The 20,845-nt window shown below is 43.1% G+C and carries 19 protein-coding genes; 10 read left to right on the top strand and 9 right to left on the bottom strand.

The annotated features are described in order from the left end of the window. Positions 1-32 precede the first annotated feature (32 nt). From SWP_RS05085 to SWP_RS05075, 3 genes are all read left to right on the top strand, one after another. On the top strand, positions 33-626 hold the full coding sequence (locus tag SWP_RS05085; RefSeq protein ID WP_020911328.1) for a peptidylprolyl isomerase: 594 nt from the start codon (positions 33-35) through the stop codon (positions 624-626). Between the two features lie 106 nt (positions 627-732). Beyond that, positions 733-1,053, top strand: a complete 321-nt coding sequence (locus SWP_RS05080) for a hypothetical protein (RefSeq protein ID WP_044555685.1) — start codon at positions 733-735, stop codon at positions 1,051-1,053. A gap of 210 nt (positions 1,054-1,263) precedes the next feature. Further along, complete coding sequence (locus tag SWP_RS05075; protein WP_020911327.1) at positions 1,264-2,685, top strand: AmpG family muropeptide MFS transporter; 1,422 nt, start codon at positions 1,264-1,266, stop codon at positions 2,683-2,685. 65 nt (positions 2,686-2,750) lie between these two features. Here SWP_RS05075 and SWP_RS05070 read toward each other — a convergent pair whose 3' ends face one another. Then, positions 2,751-3,236: a YajQ family cyclic di-GMP-binding protein gene (locus tag SWP_RS05070; RefSeq protein WP_020911326.1), complete on the bottom strand. Its 486-nt coding sequence runs from the start codon at positions 3,234-3,236 to the stop codon at positions 2,751-2,753. Positions 3,237-3,394: 158 nt separating this feature from the next. Between SWP_RS05070 and SWP_RS05065 the strand changes: the two genes are divergently transcribed. The 5 genes from SWP_RS05065 (at position 3,395) to SWP_RS05050 (ending at position 7,327) form a co-directional block, all read left to right on the top strand. Then, on the top strand, positions 3,395-3,769 hold the full coding sequence (locus SWP_RS05065) for a VanZ family protein (RefSeq protein WP_044556282.1): 375 nt from the start codon (positions 3,395-3,397) through the stop codon (positions 3,767-3,769). 34 nt (positions 3,770-3,803) lie between these two features. Beyond that, complete coding sequence (locus tag SWP_RS05060; protein WP_020911324.1) at positions 3,804-4,766, top strand: ketopantoate reductase family protein; 963 nt, start codon at positions 3,804-3,806, stop codon at positions 4,764-4,766. A gap of 142 nt (positions 4,767-4,908) precedes the next feature. Beyond that, positions 4,909-6,408, top strand: a complete 1,500-nt coding sequence (locus tag SWP_RS05055; RefSeq protein ID WP_020911323.1) for a sodium-dependent transporter — start codon at positions 4,909-4,911, stop codon at positions 6,406-6,408. Further along, positions 6,405-6,509, top strand: a complete 105-nt coding sequence (locus SWP_RS23840) for a methionine/alanine import family NSS transporter small subunit (RefSeq protein WP_143711172.1) — start codon at positions 6,405-6,407, stop codon at positions 6,507-6,509. Before SWP_RS05055 ends, SWP_RS23840 begins: the two co-directional genes overlap by 4 nt. 182 nt (positions 6,510-6,691) lie before the next feature. Then, complete coding sequence (locus tag SWP_RS05050) at positions 6,692-7,327, top strand: phosphatase PAP2 family protein (RefSeq protein WP_228371116.1); 636 nt, start codon at positions 6,692-6,694, stop codon at positions 7,325-7,327. Between the two features lie 424 nt (positions 7,328-7,751). Here SWP_RS05050 and SWP_RS05045 read toward each other — a convergent pair whose 3' ends face one another. The 6 genes from SWP_RS05045 to SWP_RS05020 all read right to left on the bottom strand — a co-directional run bounded on the left by SWP_RS05045 (position 7,752) and on the right by SWP_RS05020 (position 14,209). Next, a complete protein-coding gene (locus SWP_RS05045; RefSeq protein ID WP_020911319.1) occupies positions 7,752-8,627 on the bottom strand; it encodes a DMT family transporter in 876 nt (291 codons plus the stop codon). A 235-nt stretch (positions 8,628-8,862) separates the two neighbouring features. After that, positions 8,863-10,425, bottom strand: coding sequence for an AbgT family transporter (locus SWP_RS05040; protein WP_044555684.1), 1,563 nt, complete (start codon positions 10,423-10,425; stop codon positions 8,863-8,865). A 249-nt stretch (positions 10,426-10,674) separates the two neighbouring features. Continuing rightward, a complete protein-coding gene (kdsA, locus tag SWP_RS05035; RefSeq protein WP_020911317.1) occupies positions 10,675-11,523 on the bottom strand; it encodes a 3-deoxy-8-phosphooctulonate synthase in 849 nt (282 codons plus the stop codon). 70 nt (positions 11,524-11,593) lie between these two features. Further along, positions 11,594-12,862, bottom strand: a complete 1,269-nt coding sequence (locus SWP_RS05030; RefSeq protein ID WP_020911316.1) for a DUF819 family protein — start codon at positions 12,860-12,862, stop codon at positions 11,594-11,596. Positions 12,863-13,025: 163 nt separating this feature from the next. After that, complete coding sequence (locus tag SWP_RS05025) at positions 13,026-13,805, bottom strand: transglutaminase family protein (RefSeq protein ID WP_143711171.1); 780 nt, start codon at positions 13,803-13,805, stop codon at positions 13,026-13,028. An 8-nt stretch (positions 13,806-13,813) separates the two neighbouring features. Further along, positions 13,814-14,209: a SirB2 family protein gene (locus SWP_RS05020; RefSeq protein WP_020911314.1), complete on the bottom strand. Its 396-nt coding sequence runs from the start codon at positions 14,207-14,209 to the stop codon at positions 13,814-13,816. A gap of 1,008 nt (positions 14,210-15,217) precedes the next feature. On the opposite strand from SWP_RS05020, the gene SWP_RS05015 reads away from it, so the two are divergent. Continuing rightward, the gene (locus SWP_RS05015; RefSeq protein ID WP_020911313.1) at positions 15,218-16,120 is read left to right on the top strand and encodes a LysR family transcriptional regulator; all 903 of its coding nucleotides are present in this window, start codon (positions 15,218-15,220) and stop codon (positions 16,118-16,120) included. 488 nt (positions 16,121-16,608) lie between these two features. Here the strand turns inward: SWP_RS05015 and SWP_RS05010 are convergent, their stop codons facing one another. Together SWP_RS05010 and SWP_RS05005 are read right to left on the bottom strand one after the other, a co-directional pair. Then, positions 16,609-17,337 (bottom strand): HDOD domain-containing protein, encoded by a 729-nt coding sequence (locus tag SWP_RS05010; protein WP_044556280.1) that lies wholly within the window; start codon positions 17,335-17,337, stop codon positions 16,609-16,611. 351 nt (positions 17,338-17,688) lie between these two features. Continuing rightward, entirely contained in the window at positions 17,689-18,276 is a 588-nt protein-coding gene (locus SWP_RS05005) for an arylesterase (RefSeq protein WP_044555683.1), read from the bottom strand. Between the two features lie 363 nt (positions 18,277-18,639). Here SWP_RS05005 and SWP_RS05000 point away from each other — a divergent pair, with 363 nt between their 5' ends. Next, positions 18,640-20,796 (top strand): TonB-dependent receptor, encoded by a 2,157-nt coding sequence (locus SWP_RS05000; protein ID WP_020911309.1) that lies wholly within the window; start codon positions 18,640-18,642, stop codon positions 20,794-20,796. The last annotated feature ends 49 nt before the right edge of the window (positions 20,797-20,845 follow it).

Here is a 20,845-nt window from a genome sequence, read left to right as displayed (position 1 = left end):
CGCAATACTCATAGATACAGTAAAGGAAGATTATGAAATCTTGGATGATAAAATGTATTAGCCTAATCGCAATTGTACTTACACCTCTTGCCAATGCCGTTGATATTCAACCCAATACGCTTTACCCACAGGTTGAATTTGATACTAGCATGGGAAAAATTGTGGTTGAGCTCGATAGAACCCGAGCACCGCTTACCGTTGATAACTTTCTTACTTATGTGGTGAAGGGTCACTACGACAATACGCTGTTCCACCGTGTTATTGCAGATTTCGTCGTGCAGGGTGGAGGGTTGGACTTAAATAAAGAGGAGCGCCCAACAGATAAGCCTATCGTCAACGAATCAGGCAATGGTCTATCTAATCTCACAGGTACAATTGCCATGGCCCGCGAAAATGAGCCACATACCGCCACCAGCCAGTTTTACTTTAACGTGGTAGATAATGAAAAGCTTGATCCCTCTTCACGTCGCTGGGGCTACGCAGTATTTGGTGAAGTCACCTCAGGCATGGAGATACTTGCCGCGATGGCGCTCGTACCTACAGAGTTTAATAACAAGCTTGAATGGCCCGACTTTCCGATTGAAGATATCATCCTTAAGCGGGCAACATTATTACCTAGAGACTAGCTAATCAATAATTTGCGGATATTTTATAAAATATCTAAAAAATATTGAGCAAAAGATCTAAAAGTAGTTCTATACTGATATTGCTAAAGCAAAAGGAGGCGGTTCAATGACACCAAATCAGTTCATTGATGATAAAGCGCCCCAGCTGGCTTTCTACGGAAAAGCTTTTTTGAGTAATCAACTCGATTTCAATGAAATCCAGCTATATCTATGGGACACCCTAGAAGAATGGCAGATGTATGACCATCAGGGTGATGCGCAAACGGATATGGAACGTGTGTTTTGGCACCTACTGCATGCCTTTGATAGATGGCCCTGCTGGGCCATCAGAGGTAATCAGTTCTTGAGGCAACAAGTAGACGACTGTTGCGACTACCTCAGTATTGGTGGTCAAATTCCTCAAGGATGTGTAGGGATCAGGCCTTAGTTCTTATCTAAAGCTAAAACTAAAAGCTACACCCCAAGCCCAAACCTATTCGGTTTGGGCTTTTTAGTGGGCCAAGCCTTTTCACCATCGCACAATTAGTCAGTTACACGAGTTTCAATAGACAGTTAGCGAGTCAGATCTATATTATTTCCTTGAACCCAAACTCACCGCACCGTAAGCTAGCTCTATCTTTACTCGTTAAGCAAGCATATGCCTTCAGTAACCAAGCTCTCCTATTTCCAACGCATTAAAGATTCACTCTCCATCTACTGCCATAAACGGGTGCTGAGCCTGTTGCTGCTTGGTTTTTCTGCAGGCTTACCCTTGATGCTGGTTTTTTCAACATTATCTTTTTGGCTCAGAGAAGCGGGAGTTGATAGAACCGCTATCGGTTACTTCAGCTGGATAGCTTTAGTTTATGGTTTTAAATGGGCATGGTCGCCACTCGTTGATCGTATGTCATTACCCTTATTTACCCGCTTTTTAGGTCGCCGCCGAGGCTGGATGATTTTCGCGCAACTGACTTTGGTGCTTGCCATCATAGGAATGAGTCAAAGTGATCCCTTGGTCGATATTGATAAGCTTGCACTATTTGCCCTGATGGTTGCTTTTGCCTCAGCAACACAAGACATTGTTATCGATGCATTTAGAATTGAATCCGCTTCAGAAAAGATGCAAGCAGCATTAGCTGCCGCCTACCAAGTGGGTTATCGCAGTGCGATGATTATCGCGACCGCGGGCGCATTAACGATTGCAGCCTGGGTTGAACCCAGCAGCGAGGCTTATAGCCTCGAATCTTGGCAAACAGCTTATTTAGCAATGGCAGGCCTAATGTCGATAGGTATTATCACCACCCTGTTTAGTGCCGAACCGCAAGTAGAAGCTAAAGAGGCTGATGCAAAAGAAGCTGAGCTTAAACAAAAGTTTTCACAGCGATACCCGCGAGTACTAGCTGGCGCTCTATCTTGGCTATACACCGCAAGCGTATTGCCTTTTCTTGATTTCTTTAAACGCTACGGCAAAAGCGCATTGCTGATCTTGTTATTAATCTCTACCTATCGCATCTCAGATATCGTTATGGGCGTAATGGCTAACGTATTTTACGTCGATATGGGATTCTCTAAAGCGGAAATTGCGACTTTAAGTAAAGTCTACGGTCTGATTATGACCCTTGTGGGCGCAGGGGCTGGCGGACTATTGGTTGCTAAATATGGCACCATGAAAACGTTGTTTTTGGGTGCGTTTCTCGTAGCGACTACCAACTTACTGTTTGCTTATCAAGCGGTACTTGGTTATAACGTGCCGTTTTTAACGCTGGCGATCTCAGTCGATAATTTTAGTGGGGGCGTCGCCACTGCGGCCTTTATCGCTTACCTATCGAGTCTGACGAGTACTGGATACAGCGCTACACAATATGCGTTATTATCCTCAATTATGTTGCTGTTTCCTAAGTTTGTTGCCGGCTTCTCTGGCGCTTATATCGATGCCTATGATTACGTCAGCTTCTTTATCGGTGCCAGCTTAATCGGTTTCCCAGTGCTAGGCCTAATTATCCTGGTACAAAAATATGTCCCACATACAAACACGGTTTCAACTGAAGATTTAGCGCAACAAAAAGAACTCAGCAGTTAACTGTGAGCTCTTTGAACTGTCGATGCAGACGAACCTATTTAGTGCGTTAGTCTGCGTCAAATAGGTTAATCGCGAAAATTATTAAATTGAAACGGCTGGCCAAGGTCAGCTTCACGAGCTAAAGCCATTACAGCTTGTAGATCATCACGCTTCTTACCTGTTACCCGTACAGAGTCTCCTTGAATTGAGGACTGTACTTTAAGTTTGCTATCTTTTATCAGCTTAACCAATTTCTTAGCAATTAACGTCTCGATACCCTCTTTAAACTTCACTCGTAAAGAGAAGGTTTTACCGCTATGTACCGCTTTGTCATCAACATCCATCGACTTAGGATCGACATTTCGCTTGCTCATCTGCATACGCAGAATATCGACCAACTGCTGGCATTGAAAGTCATCTTCAGCAGACAGCGTTACCACGTGATCTTTATACTCGATGCTCGCTTCTTTGCCACGAAAATCGAAACGGCTCTTTAATTCGCGTACCGAGTTGTCTACAGCGTTACGTAATTCGACTTCATTCACTTCTGAAACAATATCCATTGAAGGCATGCGTTTGGCTCTTAAAGGTTAATTTGAGCGTATTTTACCCCACGAACAGCGGCGACTTGAAGAGCCGATCAAGATTAAATTGATAGTAAGCATAGTTATTGGTGACTTTAATCGGCTATTTTTCTATGATGACAACAAATATCTTTAGTGTGTATGATGTGATCAATCGACAGAATATATTCAAGCTAGCCCTAGCGATAACCTTAGTGGTTGTCAGTTACTTGGTTTTTTCAAAGCCAAGCTACAACATCAACACCATCCCTCACTTTGATAAAATTGGTCATATAGGTAGCTTTTTTGTTCTCTCATACTTAACCTACTTCGCCTTTAAGCCCAGATGGTACATATTGGCTATTGTGTTAGCTTTCTATGCTATTTTTATCGAAATGGTTCAATCACAACTCTCTTATCGTAGCGCCTCTTTTGCCGATGTTATCGCAGACATGATTGGTATCCTGTTGTTTTACTTTACCCAGTGGCTATATAACAGATACTTCAAAGCCAGCAGATTTGTTGACAATAGTGCCAGTTAACAATGCGCTGTTTATTCAAAGAGTCTAACTAGAAATGAATGCTAATCGCTATTATTCAGTAATCAAAAACCACCAGTTACCTCAGGTATCTATTATTGGTGCTGGTGCGATTGGGCAACTCATTTATCAACAGCTCTCCAGCTCAAAGACTCAAGTTAACTTCATTGGCCGCACTGAAAAATCGCAGCAACAAGCCGTTACCTATACCAATCTAGCGCAACAGCAAACAACTTGCACCGCGATGATTGTAGGCCGTAATGATTGGTCCCTGCAGCTAGTAAATACAAAGCTGCTCATTGTTTGCGTAAAAGCCTATCAAGTAGTGGCTGCACTTAAACCTATCATTAAGTTACTTAATCACGATTGTCACATTTTATTATTGCATAATGGCATGGGACCACATTTAGAGGTCAACAACATGCTAAATGGACAAGGTTTAAGCTTAGGTACGACCTCCCAAGGCGCGTTGAAAAAATCAACATGGCACACTCAACAAACAGGCCAAGGAGTTACTCAACTGGGTCATTTCACAGGCCCCCTGATGAGTGAAACAATCAAAAGTTCGCTATTATCAAACATTCCACAAAGCCAGTGGTTTGAAGATATATTGCCCATGCTTTGGCAAAAATTGGCAATTAATGTCGCTATCAACCCAATGACAGCAATACATGATTGTCGTAATGGAGAACTGGCTGCAGCCCAGTATCGAAACACTATCACTGCGGCGGTGACTGAACTAGCACAAGTTGCAGCAGCTGAATCAATTGTGCTTGATTTAGAGGGGCTACTAACTCGGGTTTACCAAGTCATCGAGCTGACTGCAGCAAACTACTCTTCAATGCATCAAGATGTTCATCACCAACGTAAAACCGAAATTGAATCAATTAATGGTTTTGTGGTGCAGATGGCAAGCAGGCATGCGCTCCGTGCAGAGATAAATCAGCAGCTATTAGCCAGCATTACAACGCTAGAACAAGGCTATTTGAGCAACGCTTAATGCTCATCCTTCGTTAGATTATTTGTACCATCATTGCCAAACCCTGTCTTTGCAGCTTCCAAGCAATATTCTGAATTCCGACTAAAATTAAGCCATTACTCCCTACCGACAGACTTAGCCGGAAAGACAAAAGGCGCGCTTGATGCAAAGAGAACAATGGAACTCAAGAACAGGCTTTATTCTTGCCGCCGTCGGCTCAGCAATTGGCTTGGGCAATATCTGGCGTTTCCCCTACATGGCTTATGAAAATGGCGGTGGTGCGTTTTTCATTCCTTACCTCTTTGCCATGCTCTCTGCCGGGATCCCATTTATGATAATGGAGTTTAGCCTCGGCCATAAATACCGCGGAGCAGCCCCTAAAGTATTTGCCAAGCTTGGACAAAGTATTGGCCTTAGGCTGGAGTGGTTAGGTTGGTTTCAGGTGTTCATTGCCGCAGTCATTGCCGTTTATTATGTGGCTATCATCGGTTGGGCCATGTCTTATCTGGTTTTCTCAGTCACACAAAGTTGGGGAGCCGATACAAATGAATTTTTCTTTAAAAGTTACCTGCAGCTAGGTGACAACTCGCCGACTAAACTAGGTGACTTTCAGTTTCATATCGCACTGCCAATGACCCTAGCCTGGGCCATTACCAGCTTGGCGGTTTATTCAGGTGTTAAAGCTGGTATTGAACGTGCTAGTAAAATTATGATGCCACTACTGTTTATTATGGTGTTATTGCTGATAGGTCGCATCATTATGCTGCCCGGTGCATTAGAGGGATTAGATTATCTGTTTCGACCCGATTTCAGCAAGATTCTAGATGCCAAGGTGTGGTCGGCGGCTTATGGACAGATATTCTTCACCTTGAGTGTCGGCTTCGCGATAATGATTGCTTACTCAAGTTACCTGCCTGAAAAGTCAGATATCAATAACAATGCCTTTATGACCGTATTAATAAACTGCGGTTTCTCCATTCTTGGCGGTATCATGATTTTCGCGGTTCTTGGCTATATGGCAGCAGAACAATCTAAACCGATCACAGAGGTTGTAACCTCTGGCGTTGGGCTGGCCTTTGTCACCATCCCTGCCGCTATTAATTTGCTACCTATACCTTATATTCTTGGGCCACTGTTCTTTTTAGCACTGGTGGTAGCGGGGCTCAGTTCACACATATCAATTATTGAGGCTGTGGTATCCGCCGTCATCGATAAAGTGAATATCTCAAGAAAAAAAGCCGCACTACTAGTCTGTGGTCTTGGTTATGTCACCTCTCTGGCGTTTTCTACCAATGGCGGCTTGCTGCTGCTCGATCTAGTCGATTACTTTATTAATAATGTCGCACTGCTAACAAGTTGCTTGATAGAGCTGCTTATTATGGGTTGGTTGTTTAAACTGGCTAATGTACGCGAATACGTCAACCACTGTAGTGAGTTTAACGTAGGTCAATGGCTCGTCATCTGCTTACGCTTTATTAGCCCGGTCATGCTAGCGGGGATCCTTTTCAAAAACCTTATCAACACCATTCAAAATGGCTACGGCGATTACCCTGTTGCCGATCAACTGTTTTTAGGTTGGGGCCTTATCGCTGTCATGCTTTTTTGCGCAATTTTTATTGGTCTTGTATCTAACCTGCACCTACCTGAGGAGCGTAAACCATGAGTACAGGCGCAATGATAATGATGATATTGGCATTGATAATCACTTGGGGCGGCGCTGCAGTTTGCCTCTCTATTGCGATGAAAGCGTCCACAAAAAAATAGCCGCTGTATGCTCAAGATGTTGACTAAGGAAACACTAGGGCTTTGGCAAGGATTGTTACTTGTACTTATCAGTATCAGTCCCTAAACTCTATGCACCAAAAAACTTTAACGCTAAGCCTTTGATGAGTATGATTAGATTAGCTCTTGCGAAATTGTCACTACCAGTAAGCCCAGCCTCAAATATGAGTACTAGAACTCATATTTGGTTGTATCTTGCCGCAGTATCGCTCACCGTATTTAGCGTCATGTTTCTTGACCGGAATATCGCCACTTGGATGCATCAAAACAGCCACGCCAGCCATATTTTTAAGCCTTTAAGCCAAATGCCTCTGCTATTTGAAATACTTTCGGCTTTGGTCATCATCAGCTGTTTGACCTCAAAAGGTCGAAAGCACTTCTCAAGCCTAGCGTTTAGCTTAGGCATAACTTTAATCCTTGCGACGACCTTTCGTCTTGGAGCCAAATTCATTTTTGGCCGTACTTGGCCAGAGACATGGATTCATACAGACACTGGTAGCAATCCCTCTTGGATCAACGACGGCATTGAAGGCTTTCACCCATTCGCAGAGGGTCTAGCTTACAACTCATTCCCCTCGGGCCATGCTCTATTTACTTACGCACTGGTGAGCGTGTTTTGGTGGCGTTTCCCACAGCTTAAAATCGTGTGGATATTGGCGATGCTAGGCGCAATTGTAGGCCAGTTAGGGCAAAATTATCATTACTTAGGCGACCTCGTCGCCGGCGCGACCTTAGGCATCTTCACTGCTCATGTGTCGATAAAGCTGACCTGTTACTTTATACAGCAGCTTGAGCGGTAATATAGTCTACATATACCCGTGCAACTTGAAGGTGCAGGATTCAGTGGGAGTTTAATGGACTTTAATCACAAGTTCATTACTCCATAATGAACCTAAGCACCGACATCTGACCTCCAGGGATAGAGGGAATGCCTTTAGCATGTCAGGAACATACTAGGCCATGTACGAGGCATTGATTGGCATGAATGGTCGCTCCCTTAGTCAAATCAATAACGCAGAGTAAAGTCCATGCTTTTTATATAAGAAACGCCCATCAATGAAGGATTTGTGCCAGCCCGCTTCGTTGTTGCACTAACTTAAAAGGGAATTGCCATTTCTACATTAATGCGCCTAGCGTTGAACTGGCACAATGCCTCTGAAACCAGCGTCTTCAAATAGAGCTGGGGTAATCCTCAAAACAGTTCGAGTGGACAATGCTCTACCGTTAACCCCACATCACTAAAATGGCAGCGGTAGCAATCATCACTAATGCAGCAACATCTTTTATTTTAACCTTTTCTTTTAACCAAAAAGCGGCAATAAGCAAGGTGAAAAACACTTCTATCTGACCAAGGGTCTTCACGTAAGGCACACTTTGTAGAGACATAGCACTAAACCAACCGATAGAGCCCAAGCAGCTAGTAACACTGGTCAACAGTGTGAGTTTGGGGCGCTTGAGTAGGTTGTCAATGGTACTTCGATCTACAGCGTAGGCGTATATCACTAGCACCAAGGTCTGAATCGCGACAACAAATAGCAGTACCCAAGCAGCGCGGTGCGGAAACGGCAGGTCAAGACTGAGACTTGCTGCACGTACCCAAAGCGAGGTCAAAGCAAATGCTCCGCCACAAGCAAGGCCAAGCAATACTGTAGGAAATGAGATCTGCTTTAACTTCTGACCGCTACTCATAATAAAAACCGCTACGCCGCCAAGCAATACTCCCAACCAACCAAGCCAAGAGAGGTAAGTACCAAAGAAGACCACACCTAAAATGGCGGCCATCAAGGCTTCACTTTTGGCAAGCCCGGCGCCAACAGCAAAATTTTGCATTTTAAATAGCTTAACCATCATCATCGTTGCAACAATTTGCATTGCCGCCGCAGCAAGCACATAAAGGCTGAAAGTTGGCGTAATGAAGGGTAAACCCACTGGCTTCCATGTATATAAAGCCACTAAATAGATAAGCGCGACAGGCGTCGCCCACAGAAAGCGTGCCAGAGTCACGCCCGCGGTACTGACCTCTTTACTGAGTTGACTTTGAAAGGCGTTGCGCCAAGCCTGCATCGCAGCCGCAAGAAAAGTAAATAAAATCCAACCCATTGTCTATGTGCTTACCAAGTATGAATGTTTGATGGGGATATTATGCAATGGAATCACATCGTGCGCCTTACATTCGCATCAATAGTGAATATTTGTAGCCCCTATACTAAGAATTAATGGCTAGTAGATGAGTACCACCAAGCTGATCTCAAGCTAAACAAAAAAGGACCAAGTAGAGTCAACTTGGTCCTTTTTGTATTTATTCAATATTTAGCTTTAGTGTTGCTTTCTGCCTCTACAGACCGTAGCTATAACTAGAGCCTAACCCTAATGGCAAGCCTATTGACCAATAAAGCAGTAACCAAGCACTCCAAATTGCCATCAGTGCCAAACTAAACGGCAACATCATCGAGATGAGCGTACCAATACCGATATTCTTCACATAGCGCTGACAATACACCACCACTAATGGGAAGTACGGCATCAACGGTGTAATAATATTAGAGCTTGAGTCGCCGACTCTGTAGGCTGCTTGGGATAAATCAGGACTAATATTGAGCTGCATTAACATAGGTACCAATACAGGTCCGATTAACGCCCATTTAGCTGATGACGAGCCAACAAACAAGTTCACAAAACCAACCAGAATGATCATACCAATCACAGTGACTTCGGCTGGCAAGTTAAGTGCTTTAAGGCCGCTCGCGCCCTCAACTGCAATTAACGCTCCGAGGTTCGATGCCGAAAAGGCGGCAACAAACTGCGCACAGAAAAATGCCATTACTATGTAGTGCGACATACCGCTCATTGATTTAGACATCGCCTGAACAACATCACTTGAGTTTTTAAAACTGCCCGTGATGTAACCATATACAAGGCCTGGCAACATAAAGAAGATAAAAATCAACGGCACAATAGATTGCATTAGTGGTGCACTAAAGCTGGTTAGTGAACCATTACTATCTCTGAGCGTGGAACTCTCAGGAAAGGTTAAAGAGAAGAAGCCTACAATAGCGATTAGCATGACTAATGATGCACTTCTAAACGCTTTCATCTCTGTCGGCGTCACTTCATCCATAGCAGGCAGATCGACTTCATCACGATTGACTTTGTGAGTCCGGTTTAGCCTAGGCTCAAGCACTTTATCTGTTAACCACCAAATAAGCAGCGTAATAGGAATACAAGAAGAAGCAGCAAAAAACCAATTATTCAGAGGGTTGACCGAAATACTTGGATCAACAATCTGCGCTGCCGATTGCGTAAAACTTTGCAGTAGTGGATCGATGCCAGACGGAATAAAGTTAGCGCAAAAACCACCTGATACGCCAGCAAAGGCTGCGGCGATACCTGCTAACGGGTGACGCCCCACCGTAAAGAAGATGACACCAGCAAGAGGGATAACAACTACATAACCCGCATCTGTTGCGGTATGAGAGATTATGCCGACCAATACAACAGCTGGAGTCAGTAGTTTGGCTGGGGTGACTTTCAGCATCTGCTTGAGTGCTGTATTGATGAAACCTGAATGCTCGGCAACCCCAACGCCTAGCATAGCAACAAGTACCACACCTAACGGCGCAAACGCGGTAAAGGTGGTCACCATCGAGGTTAGAAAGTGAGTAAGCGCTTCTGCACTGAGTAAATTATTCACGACTATCGGACTGTCGGTACGCGGATCTATCGCATCAAAACTAACGCCTGACAATAAGGCTGATAAGCCCCATACTGCAAACATCAATATTAAAAATAACATCGCAGGGTCAGGTAACTTATTACCGACACGCTCAATTCCATCGAGTGCCTTGCCCAGCATTCCTTGCGGCCCTTCTTCAGCGAGTGCCTGTTTATCTGCTTTCATCATTCAACCTATCTGTTATGAGTCAAGTTTTCGAGTTCGATAAGTCTAATCATAGTTATCAAACTCGTGCTTTTTTTATAACCTAACAGGATAAAGCTTAAGTCTGTAGTCAAACTTAAAAGTAGCAATTAAATGAAGAATAGAGGATGAGTCAAGACTGAATAGAACAGGATATTTTAATTATAAAAAAGCCCTGTATCATCAACACAGGGCTTTTGTCGCGAGAACTCTCGCTGGAAACAGTAAAACTTATTTACTGGTATCAATCGGTGCAAATGACTTAACTAAATCGTCAACCGCTTTCATTTGGGTTAAGTAATTCTCTAATTGATGCAAAGGCAACGCACAAGGTCCATCACACTTAGCATTGTCAGGATCTGGATGCGCTTCGATGAACAAGCCTGCTAAACCTAATGCCATACCACTACGCGCAAGCTCTGTTGCTTGAGCGCGACGACCGCCAGCACTATCACTACGTCCGCCTGGTTTTTGTAATGCATGAGTTGCATCGAAGATCACCGGGTAACCCGATTGCTTCATCTCATCCATACCCAGCATATCAACAACTAGATTGTTATAACCAAAGCTTGAACCACGCTCACATAAAATGATCTCGTCATTGCCCGCTTCATTAAACTTGCTAATGATATGACGCATTTCGTGCGGCGCTAAAAACTGTGGTTTTTTCACATTAATGATTGCGCCAGTCTTAGCCATTGCGACCACTAAATCTGTTTGACGCGCTAAGAATGCTGGCAGTTGAATAATATCGACCACTTCAGCCACAGGTGCACACTGATGAACTTCATGAACGTCAGTGATCAACGGTAGATTAAAGGTTGATTTTATCTCTTCAAAAATCTTCAACCCCTCTTCCATACCTGGACCACGGTAAGAATTTACAGAAGAGCGGTTTGCCTTATCGAACGACGCTTTAAATACGTATGGGATCCCCAATTTCTGAGTCACTTCAGCGTAAGTCTCGGCAATCTGCATTGCAAGATCGCGTGACTCAAGCACATTCATACCACCAAACAACACAAAAGGTTTGTCATTTGCGATTTCAATCGAACCTAAATCAATGGTTTTATTACTCATCAATCTCTTCTCTCTATCAGAGCCAAGACAGTGGTCTTGGCATTATTCATATTAATTCGTACTTGCAAATCTAGCTTGCAACTAGCTGCAGGAGTTGGCCACACATCCATGCCATATAAGTGCCTAAAGCATAGCCCAACACAGCCAGAAGCACACCCACTGGCGCCAAAGCGGGGTGGAATGCAGCAGCTACGACAGGTGCTGAAGCTGCACCACCGACATTAGCTTGGCTGCCCACCGCCATATAAAACAGCGGTGCTTTTATCAATTTAGCCACAATCAACATGAAGCTTGCATGGATCAGCATCCAAATCATACCAATAGCAAAGTACCAAAGGTTATCTGCATCGAACAGTTTTGAGACATCCATGTGCAAACCAATGGTCGCAACCAAGATATACAAGAAAACCGTGGCCACTTTAGATGCGCCAGCCGCTTCCAAATGACGAACAGGGCTGAACGACATAGCTAAACCAATCGTGGTCACCGTGACGATTAACCAGAAGAATTTAGACGTTAAGCTGTAATCGCGGGTCCAAGGGTAGTTAGCTTCAAAGAATGGACCTAAGAAATCGGCGACCACATGGGCAAGACCGGTAATACCAAATCCAATCGCAGCAATCATCATCAAATCATTAAGGCTTGGGATACGAGCATTCTCGGCGTGGTATTTCTCTACCTTCTCTTTTAATGCTTCTAAAGCCGATGTATCGGCGCCAGTTTTAGCATCAATCTCTTTCGCTTTTGACGCCATAAACAGCAGCACTGCCATCCAGATATTCGCCACGATAACGTCTACAGTTACCATGATTGAAAATATATCGCCGCCCGCTTCATAGATCTCTTTCATTGCCGCTTGGTTGGCACCGCCGCCAATCCAACTACCCGCAAGGGTTGTCATACCGCGCCATACAGCTTCTGGGCCGGTGACGCCAAGCACCTCTGGATTGATACTCGATATGATCAAAAGCGCAATAGGGCCACCAATCACAATACCGACAGTACCAGTTAAAAACATGATTATTGCTTTCGGGCCAAGTGATAAAATAGCTTTTAGATCAACACTTAAAATAAGTAACACTAAACAAGCGGGAAGTAGATAACGTGAAGCGACAAAATACAGCTTTGAGGTGTCGCCATCGATGATATTAAAGGTATTGAGCAATGATGGTAAGAAATAACACATCAACAATGCTGGAATGAAAGTATAAAACTTCTTCCAGAAATGATGACTGCTGTTACTGGTGTAAAATACAAACCCTAGCACAACCGCTAAAATGCCAAGCGCAGTGGCATCATTAGTGACCAATGCACTACTGATCGAATCGGAACTACTCATTTTACCCTATCCCCCTGATAGTGGCTGTATTGTTAATAACAATACTTTGCCAAGTTATTATTCTTGTTGTTCAATTTGTTGGTTTAGTAATGGTGTATTTGTACACTCTAATACTAATAGTGGTGTAACGAAAAAAGAGCCATTCGGCTCTCTTTTTTTACGCTTAATGGAACGTTTCGACGTCCTCTTTAAGCTCTTTCAATTGCATCTTTACCAGCTCAATGACAGGGTCATGTGGACTGTTATCGACAAAATGTTTTAAATCAGCCGTCGCGACGCTAATACACCCCAACTGCTGTGCAATAAAGGCTCGTTCGCGGTTGAGATTGAGATCCTCTGGGTGCCATTGCAGCAGCAAATTGCAGCACTCCATTGCAGGTTCAAATTTGTGCGCGACAATACTGCCCGCTTTCATCTCATGGATCATGCGTGACACTATGCGCTTTACTGACGCTGGTTTTAGGTAACTTGGTTTAAATGCAGCAGCATTACCTAGTTCGCCACGTACTAATATATGCAATTGATGTTTGCTCAACTCATTGCCAGTTAGAGGATCAATATAGCGAATATCATCGTCAATTTTACTTAGAAGCACCGTTTGCCCGGGTAAAAGCAATGGCTCTAACTTAAGATCCAACTGCTTTGCCAACAACATCAACACAGTGGCTAGCGTGGTGCTATTGCCCTGTTTTGATGTCATGCACTTACCGAGATCTGCCGCTTCCGCACTGTAATAAGCTTCACGCGCACAGAAACCTAAGTCGTTATAAAACCAGTTCAGTAACGCTTTTAATCGGTCATGTCTGTCAACAACATAAAAGCTTAATACAGAGCCTGCAAGCTCAAGCCAAGCCCAATTAGCATTTTTTACTTTAGAAAAGCCCAAATGTTCTGCAACATCAAAGGCTGTTTCTGGTAATTGAATAGAATCGTTAAGTTTCAAGTGAGTCTTCAACCTAATAAAACTGCTTGCTTAAACACAGCCAGTTTCGCGGCGTAAACCACCCAACCAAGTGCACCTAATGCGGCAAATACTTTAAATAATTTATTACGATTAGCCTTAAGAGCGATAGTCGCTAGCAGGATATAAGCAACCACGGCACTTAGTTTTTCTGTCATCCAAGGATCAACAAATGGATACTGTTTAATAGAAAAACACAAAATCAAACCAGATAGCAGCAAGAAAGTATCGATAACGTGCGGCGCAATTTTAACGAACTTTTTGTCCATTATCGGTGACTGACGTAAATGAAGCGAAAAACGCACAATAAAAAACAGCACACTTAACGCAACAAACGTCATGTGAGTATGCTTAAACACAGGGTATAAACTATAAAAAGTTTCCATGATTTTAGGTCTTTTAGCCGACAAAGGCGCTAGTGTACCCGATCCCCTTAACCATAACCAATATCAGCGAATAGTATTGAGTAGAAGTGCGCAAACTTTAACCACCACATCAATATGTGTGACATGCTTAGATGCTATCAATTTGGCAACAGGCTGTCTTTTCTTGACTCAAGCAGCTTAATATTTAAATTTTCTAACTAGCAATGGCTTTCACCTACTCTATTACTACAGGTTCTGCGTCATAAAGTAGTAAGCCGCACCTATAGCTTTAATTATATCGCAATGCATTAAGTGATTTAGATGGCTAGGAGCATTTATCTAACTCTCCATCTACGACCTTTGCTTAATTAGATAAAACCTATGGATAGCAAAGTCTGTTTTCTGGATGAGTTAACGCTCTGCACTTCACTAAAATTTTGTCTTCGACCGAAGTCGAACTACTGTAATTTTACTCGTTCTAAAACAACACAGTGAAAGTTGGCATAAAAAATATTGGTGGTTTTTGCTGCTAGTTTTACTTGAATTTAGATATTCGACCACGAGCTACTTTATGTAAAATATCCACAGCAATACCATTTTGTCCACGATGCGATTCGGAAATTACGTCCAAAGTTGCACCCAGGTTAAATATTTGCTGATAATATGCAAAATCTTTTTAGAGGACTCATTAGCCTCTAAGATTGGCTTAATAACACCAGCGAAACAAACAGTAAACACCTTCAATATCAATAATTTAAACCAACCTCCACTTACCTAGCTAATGCTTCTCTACAGCGGTCCTAAATTTAGCCAGATAACCTATTCAGAAAAAAGCCAAACTATTTAATTGCATATTGTATATCCTTTAGTGTTAAGATGAATAAAATTCAGACACACAACCTTCTGAATTACATGGTTTCAATTTACAATGCAGACTTCTAGACGTCCAGATACCCACTGTGATAGTCTACTTCATCGCAATAGAAATGAATTCAAAAGCAACATGAGAAAACTTCATGTGAGGATAAAATGATAGAGCTTAGACATTTACGTACATTAGTTGCACTAAAGGAAAGCGGAAGTCTCGCAGGTGCTGCGAAGAAACGCTTTGTCACACAATCGGCACTGTCTCATCAGATCAAGGAACTTGAAACAAGGATTAATTCAGCCATTTTTGTGCGAAAGAGTAAGCCATTATCTTTCACTCAAGAAGGTTCTAGATTGCTAAACCTTGCAGAAGACATTTTACCTAAAGTCATAGAGACCGAGTTTGATCTAAAAAAGGGCCTTGAAGAAGGCGATAATAAGTTGGGCGTAGGAATTGAGTGCCACAGCTGTTTCCGCTGGTTAATGCCAGTAATGGAGCAATTTAGGCAGGAATATCCTCAGGCAGATCTTGACCTTTCAAGCCGTCACTTATTTGATTCACTGAATGCACTTGAGCTGGGTGAATTAGATGTGGTGCTAACTTCAGATCCTGTGCCAGGACAATCAATTGCTTACCAACACCTTTTTGACTTCGAAGTACGACTTGTCGTGGCTAGTAATCACCCGCTTGCCAATGAAGAGTTTGTCACACCAAAGCAGCTCGAAAACCAGCCTATTTTAAGCTACCCCGTCGCGCTAGAGCGATTGGATATTTATCGCCACTTCATGGAGCCGGCCGGCATTCAGGCGGGGGCAGTCATCAAGTGTGACCTCACCATGATGTTACTACAGCGCATTGCCTGTAAAGATGGTATTGCAGCATTGCCAAACTGGTCAATCAGTGAAAGCCACGGCCTAAACCTTGTGAGTATCAAACTTGGTCCTGACGGGCTTAAAAGACCACTATTTGGTGCCTATCGTAGAAGTGGTTCAAATGCCCGTTTAGCGCAGCATTGGTTAGAAATGGTTGCTAAAGAAGGAATTGAAAAGCAAAAGCTCAAATAATACCAACTCCATTGATAGAGTTGCTCATTCAGCGGGAGTTAAAATCACTTTAGACAAGTATGTGGCTTATCGCTAATCGTTATTCGATATCGAAAGCCACATGCGCTGTATAAAGTGATTTCCCTATGCCTTAAATATCAGCCGCACGCTGTGAGCGCCTCAGGATTTTCACTGCTACGTTGCATTGTCTCATACCAATTGCATTAAAAGTTTGACCATTCAGCGGGAATTCAAAACACTGTAGGCAAGTAGTGGAATTTGAGCTAATAGTTATTCTATATCCAAATCCCATAGCGAAGCATACAGCGTTTGCCAATTTGTTTAACCTCAGCCGCACTACGTGAGCCCTTCAGTCTTTCCACTTCTGCTTTGCATTGGCTTAAAAGGGAATAACCATTTCTTTACCAATGCGCTTTGAATTAAAAAGGCTGAGGGGCTCTGAAATGGTCAAATACTTAATGCAATTGGTATTACTATTTAGGAAATAGCTATAACGGTCGTAAAAGTAGATTTCGTTTTGCTAGCGTACGCCTAAGTACTAAACCTGGTGATGAAACGTTATGAGTTTGTCGCAAATTGTGTGCAATCAAAAATTCATCACGTAGCTCATCATCAAGTCCTAATGACTCAAAAGCTTCCATCGTCAGTGTTTGCTGCTGATTTTCTAGAATACCTTTAAGCACGCTCAATGAATAAGGCTTGTCCGCTTCACTGTTTAGATAGGCAAAGGCCGTTAACGCAATGATATCGCCAAATACACTAAACAATGCAAGAGTCTGCACCTCATCGGGGCTGATATCAAAACTGTTCATCTGGTACAGAGTGTCAACCGCATCTGTTGCGACAGCTTCAGTTAATGCCCAGTAGCCGTGAACCAGCTTCTTATAAGGCTCTTTTAATTCATCTAACCTTTCCTTTAAATAAAAGGTAAACGCGTAACGGTAAATATTTACCTGTCCAAGCCTAACTAAAGCATCCTTCAATGAACGATTCTTAGTTGATTGAGCAGAGATTTGATTTGCCGTACTGCTGCGCCACAATAAGTGTGCAGATAGCGCCGGATCTGACGAGACAATGTCAATGACATTTCTAATATCGCCATCAGCAATAATCGCCTTTTTCAATGGGATGAGTATCCCTCTGCGACCAATTACCTGCTCTTCGTTGCCAATAATAGCGCGTACTTGAGTAAATACCTGCTGCTCAAGATCTGTCATTTTAAACCTTAAACCTTTTATTATATTTATTAATTTATATGCGTACTGCAGTACTAGTTCGACTAACAAACGCATGCGGCACTAGGCCAAGTCCCCTAGCTTACCAAGTTTTAGGCTTTTTTTCGGCATAAAATTATATTCAGTGAATAAATCTGTGATTCCAATAGCAATCCAAATAAAGAATGAGTTGAATATGTAAAACCACACAAACATACTGCTTTCTCCCTACTTCGTAGCGAGTTAAAATGCTTACATAAATAGCACAAGTGACTATTTAGCGATTTATGGATAATTTTGGTTGTTATAAAGCAGAAAAAACTCTTTCGAAAATTCATTTGTAACCACTTACTCTTATCTGAGAAGCTGATAAACCGCCTCAGCCAATACTTGATAACCTGCGTCATTGAGGTGTATTGCATCCGACTTTTTACTCGGGCTGGCGAGTAGATCACTAAGTGTTTCTTCTAAAATAACTAATTGGTATTCCTGCGCCAATTCAGCATAGATAGGTGAAGCTGTTAGAAACAAACTCTTCTGTGGCACTGCAATCAGCAAAACAGTCACTCCTTGAGATTGAGCCAGCTCAATCATCGCGGCCAAATTTGCTTTGGTCTCCGCTAGGGGCCGGTTTCTTAAAAAGTCATTGCCACCTTCTAATAAAATCAGCAGCTCAGGTCCATGCTTAGCTAGTACTGATGATAATCGCTTTAACCCCTCTTTAGTTGTCTCGCCTGATATTCCCGCATTAATGATGTTAAAGCCACTTAAGTTAGCAAGTTGAGTCGGATAATCGCTACCAGCCGACGCCCCCACGCCCGCAGTTAAGCTGTCGCCAAAAGCCACAATTGTCGCCTGCGATGACAATTGTGGCACCTGAGCCTTATCGCAGCCTTGCAGTATCAGTAACAGCGGCAGAAACAATAGTAAACCAAGTTTCATATCTATATATCTAAGCCTATATTTTCACCAAAAAACCAGCATAGCGGTTACCAGCATAAAGTTAAATGAATTACTTTGTTGTTAGAAGCTACCCTGCGCGCTTGTTAACTCCAGAGTATAAATCAATATAAAAACAGACTAAAAATCAACCTACAACAAACATATGTTAGATGTGAATCACAATTCCTATATTTAAGGTTAATAAAAGTGGAACTTTTCATAGACTCAACAAATATGCTTCTCCATACTTGCCGCCAACAATAATCATTATCATTTATATTCAGTGATTGACACACTCAGGGATTGCTTCACCAACGGACTAACTTGATGTATTAAGGTGTCTCCACTTAAACGGGATCTATCATGAAGTTTAAGACCTCTTTAATTGCGCTTTCTATTTCAGCTGCACTTCTGCCCAATATTGCTCACGCCCAAGATGAGGATATTGAAGTCATTACCGTTACTTCCAGCAGAATGGACAAACCCGTCAGCGCAATCCCAAATACTGTCACGATTATCGACCAGCAGATGCTCGAGGAGCAGTTTAGAACCACTAAAGATCTGTCTACTATCATCGGCAATCTAGCACCTAGCTTCTCTCCAAGCCGTCAGAAAATGAGTAATACTGGTGAAACATTGCGCGGACGAACACCACTAATTATGATTGATGGTGTGCCGCAGTCTAACCCACTACGCAGTGGCGGTCGCTCAGGCCAGACTATCGATCCCGCAATGATTGAGCGCATTGAGATCATTCATGGTGCTAATGCGATGCACGGTCTTGGCGCACAGGGCGGCATCATCAACTACATCACCAAAAAGCCCACTGGCGATAATGAACACCAAGTAAGCTTTGATGTCACCGTCCCTAATAGCCTTGACTCAGACGGTGTGAGTTTTGGCACTAGTTATGCTTTTTCGGGTGAGTCTGAAAACTTAGATATGATTGGTTCTGTTAGTTACCGCAACAATGGCGTGTACTATGATGCTAACGATGAAATCATTGGTGTCGACACCACCCAGGGTGAGTCAATGGACAGCCAAAGTGCCGATTTTTTCCTCAAGCTAGGTCACAACTTCGATGAGTCGCGTCTTGAGCTAATGGTAAACCATTACACCATGGAAAATAACGGCGACTACATGGCCGTTAAGGGTGATAAAGAAAATGACATTCCAACGGGTGCAATCGAGCAAGAACAGCCTTGGGAAGCCGCTAATAACCAAGTGACCACAACAAGCCTAACTTACACCCACCAAGATATTGCAGGTCAACAACTTAACCTGCAGTTTTTTAATCAAAACTTTGAAGCGGTATACGGCGGCGGCTGCTGGGAAGACTTTTATGACCCGAGCATGGAAGGCAGTGATCAAGTGACAGTGTGTGGCACTGGCAGCAACGGTGAGTCGCTTTACTACGAACAGTCTCGCAACAAGTCTGTAAAATGGGGGATGAAGGCTTCAATGATGGCGAGTAACATCGCAGATTCGGGTGTCAGCATTGCTTATGGTTTAGATATGTTCCGTGATACCACAGAACAAGACATGGTAGTAAGTGGTGCCTCATGGGTACCTGAGAGCACTTATGACAACATCGCCCCATTTGCCCAGATAGATTATGACATTATCGACAACCTGACTTTATCCGGTGGTGTGCGTTACGAGTATGCAAAACTGAATGTCGATGATTATAAAACCCTTTATGGCTATGGCGATAAGCACATTGAAGGTGGCTCACCTGACTTTACAGAAACACTTTTCAACATCGGCGCTTCATACAAAGTTAACTCTGCACTGCGAGTATACACCAGCTTTAACCAAGGCTTTGGCATGCCAGATGTCGGCCGTGTGTTACGTGATGGCGATAACTTCCAAGGCGCAAATCCAAGCATTGAAGATACCTTAGCGCTTGACCCAATTGTCACCGACAACATCGAATTTGGCGCCGACTACCAAGGTGAAAACTTCTCCGCAAAGATAGCTTACTATCGTTCATCAAGTGACTATGGTGCTCGCATGGTTGATAAAGGCGACGGCAGTGGTTCATTTGTGATTAAGCGTGAAAAAAGCGTGATTGAAGGAATAGAGTCAAACATTACCGCATATTTAGGTGATCATGACGACGTTGGCGTTAACATCGCTATTCAAAATGGCGAATATGACTCTAATGATGATCAGAGCGTTGATACTGATTTAGACGGTGCGAACATCTCACCGAATCGTATCAATCTATTCTGGACACATAATTTCGATAACGACATTTCGACCCGAGTTCAAGCTAACTTCTTCATGGATAAAGACTTCAAAAATGCCGACAACCATGTCTACGCTAACTTTGATGGCTACACTACGGTCGATGCATCAGTCGCGATCCCTGTATACGATGGCATGCTCAGCATAGGCATTCAAAATCTGCTTAACGAAGACTATTACACTTACTACTCACAAACTGTCGGTAAAGACACCCGTTACTTTAAAGGTATGGGTCGTACTGCAACAATTGGCTTCACACTGCCTTTCTAAACTCAGGCTAAGTAAATAAAAAAACAAAAACCGCTAGCGCATCGCACTA

Source organism: Shewanella piezotolerans WP3 (assembly GCF_000014885.1).
GTDB classification, from domain to species: Bacteria; Pseudomonadota; Gammaproteobacteria; order Enterobacterales; family Shewanellaceae; genus Shewanella; species Shewanella piezotolerans.
This window is presented reverse-complemented; position numbering and strand designations above follow the sequence as displayed.